The organism is Kaistia defluvii, from assembly GCF_040548815.1.
Taxonomy (GTDB): Bacteria; Pseudomonadota; Alphaproteobacteria; order Rhizobiales; family Kaistiaceae; genus Kaistia; species Kaistia defluvii_A.
Genome location: NZ_JBEPSM010000002.1, coordinates 313,091 through 323,595, shown reverse-complemented (window position 1 = coordinate 323,595; position 10,505 = coordinate 313,091). Strand labels below are relative to the sequence as shown.

14 protein-coding genes are annotated in these 10,505 nt (G+C 61.8%); 11 read left to right on the top strand and 3 right to left on the bottom strand.

Features of this window, described 5'->3' with window-relative positions:
- The first annotated feature begins 40 nt into the window (after window positions 1-40).
- The 5 genes from ABIE08_RS14620 (at window position 41) to ABIE08_RS14600 (ending at window position 3,809) form a co-directional block, all read left to right on the top strand.
- Window positions 41-289: a hypothetical protein gene (locus ABIE08_RS14620; RefSeq protein ID WP_354552146.1), complete on the top strand. Its 249-nt coding sequence runs from the start codon at window positions 41-43 to the stop codon at window positions 287-289.
- Complete coding sequence (locus ABIE08_RS14615; RefSeq protein ID WP_354552145.1) at window positions 286-450, top strand: hypothetical protein; 165 nt, start codon at window positions 286-288, stop codon at window positions 448-450. Before ABIE08_RS14620 ends, ABIE08_RS14615 begins: the two co-directional genes overlap by 4 nt.
- 295 nt (window positions 451-745) lie before the next feature.
- A complete protein-coding gene (locus ABIE08_RS14610) occupies window positions 746-1,423 on the top strand; it encodes a helix-turn-helix domain-containing protein (protein WP_354552143.1) in 678 nt (225 codons plus the stop codon).
- Window positions 1,424-1,851: 428 nt separating this feature from the next.
- Window positions 1,852-2,469: a transcription termination/antitermination protein NusG gene (gene nusG, locus ABIE08_RS14605; RefSeq protein ID WP_354552141.1), complete on the top strand. Its 618-nt coding sequence runs from the start codon at window positions 1,852-1,854 to the stop codon at window positions 2,467-2,469.
- 437 nt (window positions 2,470-2,906) lie between these two features.
- Window positions 2,907-3,809: a hypothetical protein gene (locus ABIE08_RS14600; RefSeq protein ID WP_354552139.1), complete on the top strand. Its 903-nt coding sequence runs from the start codon at window positions 2,907-2,909 to the stop codon at window positions 3,807-3,809.
- 370 nt (window positions 3,810-4,179) lie between these two features.
- On the opposite strand, the gene ABIE08_RS14595 is transcribed toward ABIE08_RS14600, so the two are convergent.
- Both ABIE08_RS14595 and ABIE08_RS14590 read right to left on the bottom strand, forming a co-directional pair.
- Window positions 4,180-4,449, bottom strand: a complete 270-nt coding sequence (locus ABIE08_RS14595; RefSeq protein ID WP_354552138.1) for a DUF6953 family protein — start codon at window positions 4,447-4,449, stop codon at window positions 4,180-4,182.
- 232 nt (window positions 4,450-4,681) lie between these two features.
- Window positions 4,682-4,987, bottom strand: a complete 306-nt coding sequence (locus ABIE08_RS14590; RefSeq protein WP_354552136.1) for a hypothetical protein — start codon at window positions 4,985-4,987, stop codon at window positions 4,682-4,684.
- A 223-nt stretch (window positions 4,988-5,210) separates the two neighbouring features.
- On the opposite strand from ABIE08_RS14590, the gene ABIE08_RS14585 reads away from it, so the two are divergent.
- Window positions 5,211-5,594 (top strand): hypothetical protein, encoded by a 384-nt coding sequence (locus ABIE08_RS14585; RefSeq protein WP_354552134.1) that lies wholly within the window; start codon window positions 5,211-5,213, stop codon window positions 5,592-5,594.
- Between the two features lie 318 nt (window positions 5,595-5,912).
- On the opposite strand, the gene ABIE08_RS14580 is transcribed toward ABIE08_RS14585, so the two are convergent.
- The gene (locus ABIE08_RS14580; protein ID WP_354552133.1) at window positions 5,913-6,119 is read right to left on the bottom strand and encodes a hypothetical protein; all 207 of its coding nucleotides are present in this window, start codon (window positions 6,117-6,119) and stop codon (window positions 5,913-5,915) included.
- A 123-nt stretch (window positions 6,120-6,242) separates the two neighbouring features.
- Here ABIE08_RS14580 and ABIE08_RS14575 point away from each other — a divergent pair, with 123 nt between their 5' ends.
- The 5 genes from ABIE08_RS14575 (at window position 6,243) to ABIE08_RS14555 (ending at window position 10,501) form a co-directional block, all read left to right on the top strand.
- A complete protein-coding gene (locus ABIE08_RS14575) occupies window positions 6,243-6,530 on the top strand; it encodes an HNH endonuclease (RefSeq protein ID WP_354552131.1) in 288 nt (95 codons plus the stop codon).
- 27 nt (window positions 6,531-6,557) lie between these two features.
- Window positions 6,558-6,761, top strand: a complete 204-nt coding sequence (locus ABIE08_RS14570) for a hypothetical protein (protein WP_354552129.1) — start codon at window positions 6,558-6,560, stop codon at window positions 6,759-6,761.
- Between the two features lie 332 nt (window positions 6,762-7,093).
- Complete coding sequence (locus ABIE08_RS14565) at window positions 7,094-7,495, top strand: hypothetical protein (protein WP_354552128.1); 402 nt, start codon at window positions 7,094-7,096, stop codon at window positions 7,493-7,495.
- Window positions 7,452-9,272 (top strand): terminase large subunit, encoded by a 1,821-nt coding sequence (locus tag ABIE08_RS14560; protein ID WP_354552126.1) that lies wholly within the window; start codon window positions 7,452-7,454, stop codon window positions 9,270-9,272. Before ABIE08_RS14565 ends, ABIE08_RS14560 begins: the two co-directional genes overlap by 44 nt.
- On the top strand, window positions 9,269-10,501 hold the full coding sequence (locus ABIE08_RS14555; RefSeq protein WP_354552124.1) for a phage portal protein: 1,233 nt from the start codon (window positions 9,269-9,271) through the stop codon (window positions 10,499-10,501). Before ABIE08_RS14560 ends, ABIE08_RS14555 begins: the two co-directional genes overlap by 4 nt.
- The last annotated feature ends 4 nt before the right edge of the window (window positions 10,502-10,505 follow it).

The following is a 10,505-nucleotide window of genomic DNA, read 5'->3' as shown; positions in this document are numbered from 1 at the left end:
AATGGTTCGGAACCGGTTCGGAACTGCCGAGGTCATACGCATGACAGATGAGACCAAGAAGCGCCTGTCTTCACAGGCCCGCTGGAACAACAGCAACCCGAAAGCCATGTGGGCGCACTCGGCCTTGCGGTCGGCCATCCGCAAGGGACTGATCCAGCGGTGCGCCTGCGAGGTCTGCGGCGCCGAGCCTGCTGACGGCCACCACGACGACTACGATCGGCCCATGCAGGTTCGCTGGCTCTGCCGGCTACACCATCGCGAGGCACACAAGAAAGGGCGCGCTGCATGACCTGGTTTCACAACGCTCTTGCAGGCGGCATCCTGACCTGCGCGGCGCTCGCCGTCTTCGCAAACGGCATGGCTCGGTCGACCACCGTCGACACGGCCATGACTGCCCTTTCCATTCTGGCGGTGGTGCTGTCGATCGCCACATTCGCGAGGTCGGCATGACGATAGCAGAGCGCCGCGCGCGCGAAGAATACGACCGACAGAACCCATGGCGGCCGATGTGCGAGGCGAGACCCGACGGCACTGTATCCGAGTTGCTGTTCAACGATATCGCCGGGCACTTCCCTCGCGATCCGGCGCGATACTTCATGGCGGCTGACAAGGTCTGGTACCGCGTGGATCCGCCTGAACGCGTCTATGCCACGCCTATGAATTGGCGACCGGCGCGCTGGTGTCTGTCGGAATCTCGGCGTCGTTACCTCCGGCAGGCAAGCGACAGGCATCATTGCGGGTGAACATGGCGACGCAGGAAAAGACCAAGCCCTACGGCTATCTGCTCGTCTTGCGCGGGCTAGCGAAGGCGGCGATCGAGCTGCCTGACCACCCGGCCGCGCTGCGCGTGCTTTGCGTCCTGGCCGACTATATGGGGCCTGATGGGATGTGCCGTTTCGGACAAGGGACCGTGGCCGCTCGCCTAGGCATGTCGCGGCCGGCAGTGAACAAGCACCTGCGCCTTCTTCACGAGGCCGGAATTCTGACCAAGTCGATCGTCGGCGACCCGCTGACCACCGACACGACGAAGGCCGGCCGGACCCTGCTCTATATGCTGGACCTAACCGGTCTTGCGGAGGCGCGAGCCGGTCAGGAAGAGATCGACGACAGGCGCCTTCAGAAGCGTGTTGAGCGTGAAGGATTGGTCACCTTGCAGCAACGCGAGGGCTTTCAAGCCTTCCTTGCGGCGACGTCTTACGACCAGCGAATGTCAGGCGACACGGCCAAGGGGAAAGCGGCAATGGTCGCTGCCGAGCGCGCCTTGGGCTTCCGCTACGAAGTAGAGATCCCTGCGTCTGCCGATACTGGCTATGTCGCCTATTACCGTCGATCCCAGATAGAAGCCGAGGGCCAGCCGTCACTCGCCGCGATCGAGGCAGCCGCCAACCAAGCGCAGGGGCCAGAGCCATGCGACTTCGGCTAGGTGTAACTTCTGAGGTTTCACCCCCTGTAACCCTAGAAGTTACACCCCCTGTAACCTCTAGGGTTTCACCCCCTGTAACCTCTGAGGTTTCACGAAGAAACCTTCTGAAGAAATCTCCTAAGAGATTTTGGAAGAAAGGGGCATCGCGGTGCGGCTGTCGCCGCCCGCTCGCGCTGAAGGCGTCTGAAAGCGTCTTAATTCAGAGGGGTAAGACGCGGCGTGCGCCCGTCACTGGTGACGTCACGGTGACGTCACCAAGCGTCACGCGTGACGTCACGCCCGTTGCTGTAACGCTCGGTAACGCAACAGCCTGCAACGGCGATGCAACGTTTCACTGCCGTTTCGTGTCCGCGATGTCACGCGGACAGACCGTGACATCGCGGACGACGACGAGGGAGGCCTCTCGATCATCAGGAGCTTGGAACACCATGACGACCTCGAACTGGTATGTCGGCTATCTCCGTGCTGGCGCCACCCGCCCCTCTCGCCACCGCGGCCCCGTCCCGGCCGAAGGCCAGGATGAAACCGTTGTCGAGCGCGCGCTAGCCGACGAAGGCTTCGGTGCCTATCTGCCACGCGTTCGGAAAGAGCTTCGCCACCACCGCACGAAGAAGATCATCACCAGACGCTTCCCGCTCCTGCCGGGCTACATCTTCGTCACCGGTGGCGACCGTGAACCGAACTGGATGCGCCTCAAGGCCTGCGAAGGCATTTCCGGCGTCCTGTCGCTCGACGGCCGGCCTTGGCCTATCGCTGATGCCCAGGTCGACACGCTGAAGCAGGCCGAAGCCGACCTGTTGTTCGACGACACGCACGCCGCGCGCGTGAAGCGTGGGCAGGAAGGCCGGACCCGGCGCGAGACGACGGCCATCCGCTTCCACGAGGGGTGTGCGATCACCCTGACCGAAGGCCCATTCTCCGGCTTGCCTGGCGTCGTGGTTGGCGTCACCACAGGCGGACTCATCCGTGCCATCGTCGAGGTCTTCCGGCAGAAGACGCCAATGGAGATCCCGCCGGAGTGGGTCGAGATCAAGGAGGCGGCTTGACACGATAGGAATAATCGCCTAGGTCTATTGTCCTAGACGGAGACTTGGGCGACAGCGCGGATCACCGCCGGCCCCCTAGGGAAGAAGCTCGTCGCTTCCCGCCATCGTAACCATGCCTGAAATTCTGAGACGCGGTTCGAGTGCACCCCTGTCCTCGACCCGCTTCAGCAGCGGCTGCGGAAGGTGGCCGAGTCAGAAGAGAATGGCCGAGCCCAGACTGCGGCATAGGGGCCTGGGACAGGACCTTAACGCCATCGCTAAAATCGTACTCTGTGACCCTTCGGTCTTCGGAGCGATCCCTGATGTTCCAGTCTTTCCTTCAAGCCGGGTTCGAATGCGCATCAATCGTCTGGCCCAGGGGTCCGTTGAAGGGCCGCCGGCAAGACATGCACGAAGGTACTGGGCACGTCGGGGCGGCTGTCCGGGGCCACTATGAAATGCTTAAATCCCTCGGCATTTATACAATTCGGTCCGGACTGCCCTGGCATAAAATTCTGTTGCCTGGTCGCTGGGAAGAGGAACCAATTCATCGCGCCTTTCGCGTCGCAGCTGAGGCGGAAGTGGAAGTGATCTGGGATCTCGTCCATTTCGGATTTCCGATCGGCGTAAGTCCCTTCGACCCGTTCTTCCCCGAACTTTTGGCGGAGTTCGGTCGCCGTATCGCAACCATCTCGAAAGAGTACGGGCAGCGACTCTGGGTCTGTCCCGTCAACGAGCCAAGTATCACGGCGCATTTTTGCGGCCAGGTGGGTCAATGGTCACCGGGCGTCAGGCGGCGCGGATATGAATTGAAGCGCAAACTGGCGCGTGCCCAGATCGCGACAATTACCTCGATACGAAAAGCTCGGCCCGATGCCCGATTCCTATACTGCGATCCATTTGAAGGCGGGCGATGGCAGTTTGAGGCGGTCGATCTGCTGACTGGCAGAGCCTCAGCGGGATCAATCGGGGGCAGCCGGGAGTTCATAGACGTGGTTGGGATTAACCACTATCCGCACTTTAAGGGCCCGCAGATTGCTCGCTGCATAGCTAATGTTGCCCAGCACCTCTCTTGCCCCATAGTCCTGAGTGAGACGAGCCATCATGATGGCCATCCAGCGCATCACCACGAAAGTAAGGGAGCATGGTTGCGATACGTCCTGGACCAGTGCGAACAGGCAGCTCGAGGTGGGCACGGCGTCAATGGCGTGTGCTGGTACCCGGTGATCGACAGTCCCGCCTGGAATGGTCGCAAGGGAGATTTCTGGTCCCATGGCCTGTTCAGGATTGACGGGACCATGGACTCCTCGTTGAGCGACGCCATTGTCCAGAACAACCGCAATCTCGCGACGGCTGCTTAGCCGACCTCTATATCGTCTCGGACCGCTCGTAGAGCGCCAGAAACCTGGACAACCGTCCCAAGCGAACCTCAATTTCTGCCAAATGCTGCTCCGTGATGTCGATCCACTGACCATCCCTTAGTTCCCAGCGCTGGGTGGCCCTGATGCGCATAAGTTGTTGGCTTTGGCGGAGTGAGAAAATTGCTTGTCGATATTGGTCGATGCTCGACCGGATATAGTCAGTCACCGTCAGATTTTGCCCTCTGTTAAGTTTCATACCAATCGCTAACAACGCGCGAGGGCCGAAGTTGGCTGCGGCAGTAGCCCAACTGAGATTCATGCTGCGAGCGCAACTCGGAGCGAGCAGCGCGCTGCCAGACCTGAACTGAAGTCAGTTCTGTTGTCTGCCCAGCTCGTCATCAGAGCGACGAGGGCGCCATCTCTTTCGCTCTCGATCCCACACGATCGAGGCCTCCGAAACCTTTCTGAACTCTTTGAGGATCATGGGTGCCAAAGCGTAGTTGCCACGCTCATTGATTTTAATAAACCGGTTACCGAACCTCTTCGCTACGGCGGCGATAGCATCGACTTGTGCGAGTTCCCCGAGCCTGTGGATCTCCTCGGCCATCCATTGAGCGATTTCCGTAGGAGTATGAACCATTCAAATCCTCGTCTCAGGTCGGGTCTCGGCAGGCCGACGAGATCGACAGGTCAGGATCACCGAGGATCGCCAACGTCTCGCCGCCGGCTTGGTTTGTATGGCTTGCGGCAGGCCCCCGCGTGATCCGCTCCAGTGGCTGTATTTGATCATCGCGGGGCGCTTGGCCCGCGCGATGATCCATGAGGTCGTTGCCGCGGTGGATCTCGCCACTACCACCCCTTTTGGGCTCCCGCTATTGACTGGCCATCCGCTCCGCGCTCGCCCGCAGCGCCTGTTCGATCTCTTCGAGGCCGCTGCCGCCCGCGCTACGCAAAAAGTCTGCGAGATGACGAAGGATGGCCTTGTTGACCTCGGGGAGCGTTTCATCACTCGGCACCCAGGTGTGAGAGGACACGATCAAAACAGTATCTGCCAGTTCCCCGTCCATTGGAAAGGAGAGCGAGGCGCGAAAGTTCACGCGCGTCGAGCCATCAATGCTCTCTCCGAACTGGATCTTATCGATAAACCCGCCCTTCGGCAGCCTAGCGTCGTGGGTCATTGAGGCCTCCATTGTTCGAATCAGCATCGCGATGGTGGACCGGCACCTGACACGCCTGCAACACGGGGGCGCCCCGGTACGACAAACCTACCCGCGTGATCCTAACCACCCTCGGAATAGCGGCTCTGCGGTACGGGCGCTATCTGTCGTGCCGTCCCACACCGTCGTCACTCGGCCTCCTCGGACGCCAAGTCCTGGCTGCATTATCCCCGAAGGAATGCTGATGCTGAAGTCCGTCATTCTGGCGATGATTGCTGCCGCCGCTCTGGCTGGCTGCACCACGGATGCCGACGTTGCATCACGCAACCTGTCGCGCGCGGCGGACATGTTCGAGGTCAATCGCCGGGTCGTCTTCTACAACGGCATAACTGGCGACTATATGCTGAGCATCGAAGGCCTGTGCTCGCTGGGCAACAATGACAAGGCCCGCGAGGTGTCGATCACCTGCAAGACCGGGCCGGGCGAATTCAAGAAGCACTTCCTCGGGCTGTCGGACAACGTGACCTATTTCGTCGAGCAGTTGGAGCCGCAGCCGGTCAGCACCTACCGGTATCGCGTGGTCTTCAAGCCGGCGGCGATCCTGCCAGACATCGACGTCCGGCCGTGACCATGGACAGCCACCGTGACGAGCCTTGGCGCGCTTGGTACGGGCTGGCCCGATGGAAGAAGGCGAGAGCCGCACACTTGAAGGCGCACCCGCTCTGTGTGAAGTGCGACGAACAAGGGCTCACCGAGATAGCCACCGTTTGCGACCACGTGACCCCACATCGTGGCGACCCCACGTTCTTCTGGGACCCGGCGAACTACCAGGGCCTCTGCACTACGCACCACAGCGCGACGAAGCAAAGAGAAGAGGAGCGCGGGCAGGTCATCGGCAACGATGTAGCCGGCCGACCGCGTGACCCGAACCATCCTTGGAACGCGATTAGATGAGTATCAGGGAGCCGTCATTGACGTTGGCGGTCACGACTAGTTCCCGGTCCGGCAGTAGCAGCGTGAACTCCTCTCTATTGATGGCCGTCCCGCCTTCTCCTGGAGTAAACACCAAGGCTCCACGACCGTCGTAGGTGCCCGCTGGAACCGCGACTGCGTCAACGATCAACGGGTGTTTCGCGAGGAATTTCAGTCGCATCGAATCTGGTCCCTAAGCCCCCCGCTATCAATGCCGGGGGGCAGGGTCGAAGTCCAGCAACCCTGGGGCCTCCGGGAAGTGAGCTGCGGTTGTCCACCTCAGCACAGGTAGGGTCAGTATCTAATGCCCAGACCATCGGCCCGCGAGCGCGGCTATACCCACCGCTGGGACAAGGCCCGCGCCACCTATCTGATGCACCACCCGCTCTGCGTCATGTGCATCAAGCAGGGCCTCGTCACAGCGGCCAAGGTGGTCGACCACATCATTCCGCATAAGGGAAACCAGACCCTGTTCTGGGACACGACCAACTGGCAGTCCCTGTGCCAGCCGCACCACGACCGGGACAAGCAGGCAATCGAACAGGGCGGTAGCCCGCGCCAAGCCTGTGGCGACGACGGCTGGCCGGTCTAGCCTTCCCCCATAGGACAGGAGAACGCGATGGCCATAGTTGCCACGCTGCTGCGCTTTACGGCTCTCACATCTCTCAGCCTCGCCATATGGGCAAGCCTCGACGTCATCAAGCACTATGCAGGGCAGCCTGCCTCTTGGTCGGTGGCGCTGGTGCTATTGATCATCGCGTTGGCCAGCCTATGCCGTGATCTGCGCCAGTATCGTTCCACTCGTCTCAGCCAGCGCGGCTGAAGCAGATGAACTACCGTCCGTTTGTCTCTCTCGCTGGCTGCCCGAACTGCGGTAGGCAGCCTGAGTTCAAGATCAACTTCTTTCGTGGCGCACAGATGCGCTGCCGCTGCGGTGTAGCAGGCCCGCTCGTCCGTGACCCAGACTGGCCAGAGCATGAGGCCCGCAATGCATGGGCCAAGGTAGCAGGGCCATGGATACCCGCCACCCCTCCACCCGCCCCGAAGAAGTGATGACACCCGGGGGGCGGGTCAAAAGTCAAAAACCTCTTGGTTCCGGACCGGTGGGGCCAGGAACTCTCCGCAAAGCCAAATTAACTGCCTGGAGCGAGCAATATGGCCACCCGAGGCGCGAAGCCGAAGGGCGCTCATCTTCGGATCGTCGACGGCACGCATCGAACTACCCGACACGGCAAGGCCGAGGACGCTCGCGACACGATCGATGCCGCGGCGGCGAGCTTCGGGAAGCCTCAGCGCCCCAGCTATCTGAAGGGGCAAGCGGCGTGGGCGTGGAAGCGGTTCATCGAACCTGCAGGCTGGCTGGATGGATCCCGAGAAGCCTTGGCGATCGCCTTCTGTGAGCTCTGGCAGGAGTTCCGGGACATTCCCAAAGCCTTCCCAGCATCCAAGCACGGCCAGCTGCGCGCCTATATGAGCGAGCTCGGGCTGACAGACGAGCGGAACCGATCCGACGATGGCAGCAAAGACGAGCCGGACGAGTTCTTCGGCGACTCCTGACCGCGCGACACAGTATGCGAAGGACGTCGTCGAAGGCCGAACGATCGCCGGACCGCACGTTCGCAATGCCTGCCGGCGACATCTCAAGGATCTGCAGGACGGTCACCAGCGCGGCCTGCGCTATGACGAAGCGGATGCGGCCAAGGTCATCCGGTTCTTCGAGACCAAGCTGCAACTGAACGGCGGCCAGTTCGAAGGGCGCCCCTTCCTGCTGCACCCGTCGCAGGCCTTCAAGATCGGCAGCATCTTCGGCTGGAAGCGTGCCGACGGAACACGTCGATTCAGGCGCGCCTATATCGAGGAAGCCAAGGGCAACGGCAAGTCTCCGACGGCGGCCGGCATCGGGCTCTACGGCATGACGGCCGACGGCGAGGCCGGCGCGGAGATCTATCCTGTTGCCTCGCACCGCGACCAGGCCATGGTCCTGTTTCGCGACGCCGTGAAGATGGTCAAGCAATCACCTGACCTTGCGAAGCGGCTGACGTTCAGCGGTGGCGAGGGCAGGGAATACAACATTGCGTGGCTCAAGACCGGCAGCTTCATGCGCCCCTTGAGCCGGGATGCCGGCCGGACGGGTTCGGGGCCGCGCCCTCACTTCGGCCTGGCTGACGAAGTGCACGAACTGGCCGATCGCGCCGCCATGGAGATGGTCGAGCGCGGCTTTAAATTTCGTCGCCAGCCGCTGCTGCTGATGATCACGAACAGCGGCTCTGATCGAAACTCTGTCGCCTGGGAAGAGCACGAGCACGCGATCAAGGTTGCCGCCGGCCACGTCGATGCGGTCACCGATCCGACCTTCATCGGCGAGCCTATCGACGACACGACATTTTCCTTCGTCTGTTCCGTCGACGAGGGCGACGATCCACTTAATGATCCGAGCTGCTGGGTGAAAGCGAACCCGCTGCTCGGCGTGACGATCACCGAGGAATACCTTGCCGGCGTAGTCGCGCAGGCCAAGGCCATGCCGGGAAAGCTGAACGGCATCCTCCGGCTTCATTTCTGCGTGTGGACCGACGCCGAAACAGCATGGATGACGCGGGCAACTCTCGAGCCTGCGATCTGTCAGTTCGATCCGGCCGAACACCACGGCAAGCCGATCTGGCTGGGGCTGGATCTATCGCAAAACCGCGACATCACAGCGCTCGGCGCGGTCGTGAAAACTGGCGAGACGGGCGACGGCAAGCCGCTGTTCGACGGCTGGATTGAGGCATGGACGCCCGGCGACACGCTGGCGGCTCGCAGTCTTCGGGACAAACTGCCTTACGCCGTATGGCAGCGCGAAGGGCATATCCATGCGCCGAAGGGCGAGAACATCAGCTTCCGACACGTTGCCCAGACGCTCGCGGAATACGACCGAGACTTTGACATCCAGCTGGTCGCTTACGACCGCTACGCCTTCCGCCGGTTCGAGGAAGACGTGGACGAGCTTGGCCTGACGGTCACGTTTGTTGAGCATCCCCAGGGCGGCACGAAGAAGGGCAAGCCCCTTGTCGCCGGGGGCGAAGGCCTTTGGATGCCGGGCTCTCTTCGGCTCCTCGAGGATGCGCTTCTGGAGCGACGGCTGCGTCTCAAGGGCAACCCCGTCTTGATCTCAGCCATGATGTCGGCGGTCACCGACAGCGACAAGTGGGACAATCACTGGCTCGCAAAGACCCGGTCCCTCAACAAAATCGATGCCGCTGTTGCTCTCTGCATGGCGGTCGGTGCGGCCGCTGGGGCCGAGGAGGAAGGCGTGGATTTGACTGACTTCCTCTCGCAGGCGGCGATGTACACATGAGCATTCTTGGTGGCATTTTCGGCCGGCGCTCCGTGAAGCTCACGGATACCAAAAGCTGGTTCATCGGAGGCGGCAGCCATGCCGGCAAGGACGTCACGGCTGAAACGACGCTGCAGCTTTCGACCGCATGGAAGTGCGTGCGACTGAGGTCGCGCGTTCTTGGCTCGCTGCCGCTCGTGGTTCATGAGCGCCTGGCTGATGGCGGTATTCGGACCGCCAAGGATCACTGGCTCTACGAGCTCGTTCACGACAGCCCGAATGCAGAGCAGTCGGCGGCCGAGTTCTGGGGCGGCCAGGTTGCCTGCATGGATCTCTGGGGCAACGCCTACGCCCGCATCGACCGGATCGGTCAAAGGATCACAGCGCTAGTTCCCCTTCGGCCAGAGCTGGTCACTGTTTATCGGGACAGCAACGGGGCCCGGGCCTATCGCTACAGCGGCAGGAGCGGCGAAGAGCGCTTCACCGAAGACCAGATCCTGCACCTACGGGGGTTCACCCTCGGCGGTGATCTAGGATTGTCGGCCGTCGCTTACGGATGCCATTCGCTCGGCCTTTCGATCGCGGCGGATGAGACGGCTTCAAAGACCTTCGCGAACGGGCTGCAGGTCTCCGGTTTCGTGAAAATGGCGACCGGCACGAAGGTCACTGCGACCCAGCGGAACGAAATCGTCGACCTGTTCGCCAAGTTCGCCGGCTCGTCCAGTGCCGGCAAGGTCATGCCGCTCGATCCTGGCATGGATTTCTCACCGTTCAACATGCGTCCCGCAGATGCGCAGTTGCTGGAATCGCGGGGCTTCAATGTCGAAGAGATCTGCCGCTGGTTCGATGTGCCGCCCATCCTGGTCGGCCATGCCGGCAACGGTCAAACGATGTGGGGCTCCGGTGTCGAGCAGATCATGCTGGGCTGGCTCACTCTCGACCTTAACCCATTCCTGAAGGGCATCGAACAGGCCGTTGCCAAGCAGCTTCTCAGCCCGGCCGAACGCAAGAAGTTCTACGCCGAGTACAACCGCGAAGCCCTCATGGAGGCCGATAGTGCCGCCAAGGCCTCGTTCCTTTCGCAGATGGTCCAGAACGGATTGATGGATCGTGACGAGGGCCGCGCGAAGCTCAACCTGTCGAGGCGCGGCGCCACGGAACTCACCGTGCAGTCCAACCTGACAACGCTCGACAAGCTGGGCCAGGTGCCGCCGCGAGCCGTTCAGCCCGCCCCCGGCGAGCCGATCTAGGAGC

What these genes read in the sequence shown, in the direction of transcription:
- ABIE08_RS14620 (WP_354552146.1), top strand. Translation starts at nt 41, where the DNA reads ATGACAGATGAGACCAAGAAGCGCCTGTCTTCACAGGCCCGCTGGAAC.
- ABIE08_RS14615 (WP_354552145.1), top strand. Translation starts at nt 286, where the DNA reads ATGACCTGGTTTCACAACGCTCTTGCAGGCGGCATCCTGACCTGCGCG.
- ABIE08_RS14610 (WP_354552143.1), top strand. Translation starts at nt 746, where the DNA reads ATGGCGACGCAGGAAAAGACCAAGCCCTACGGCTATCTGCTCGTCTTG.
- nusG (WP_354552141.1), top strand. Translation starts at nt 1,852, where the DNA reads ATGACGACCTCGAACTGGTATGTCGGCTATCTCCGTGCTGGCGCCACC.
- ABIE08_RS14600 (WP_354552139.1), top strand. Translation starts at nt 2,907, where the DNA reads ATGCTTAAATCCCTCGGCATTTATACAATTCGGTCCGGACTGCCCTGG.
- ABIE08_RS14595 (WP_354552138.1), bottom strand. Translation starts at nt 4,449, where the DNA reads ATGGTTCATACTCCTACGGAAATCGCTCAATGGATGGCCGAGGAGATC.
- ABIE08_RS14590 (WP_354552136.1), bottom strand. Translation starts at nt 4,987, where the DNA reads ATGACCCACGACGCTAGGCTGCCGAAGGGCGGGTTTATCGATAAGATC.
- ABIE08_RS14585 (WP_354552134.1), top strand. Translation starts at nt 5,211, where the DNA reads ATGCTGAAGTCCGTCATTCTGGCGATGATTGCTGCCGCCGCTCTGGCT.
- ABIE08_RS14580 (WP_354552133.1), bottom strand. Translation starts at nt 6,119, where the DNA reads ATGCGACTGAAATTCCTCGCGAAACACCCGTTGATCGTTGACGCAGTC.
- ABIE08_RS14575 (WP_354552131.1), top strand. Translation starts at nt 6,243, where the DNA reads ATGCCCAGACCATCGGCCCGCGAGCGCGGCTATACCCACCGCTGGGAC.
- ABIE08_RS14570 (WP_354552129.1), top strand. Translation starts at nt 6,558, where the DNA reads ATGGCCATAGTTGCCACGCTGCTGCGCTTTACGGCTCTCACATCTCTC.
- ABIE08_RS14565 (WP_354552128.1), top strand. Translation starts at nt 7,094, where the DNA reads ATGGCCACCCGAGGCGCGAAGCCGAAGGGCGCTCATCTTCGGATCGTC.
- ABIE08_RS14560 (WP_354552126.1), top strand. Translation starts at nt 7,452, where the DNA reads ATGGCAGCAAAGACGAGCCGGACGAGTTCTTCGGCGACTCCTGACCGC.
- ABIE08_RS14555 (WP_354552124.1), top strand. Translation starts at nt 9,269, where the DNA reads ATGAGCATTCTTGGTGGCATTTTCGGCCGGCGCTCCGTGAAGCTCACG.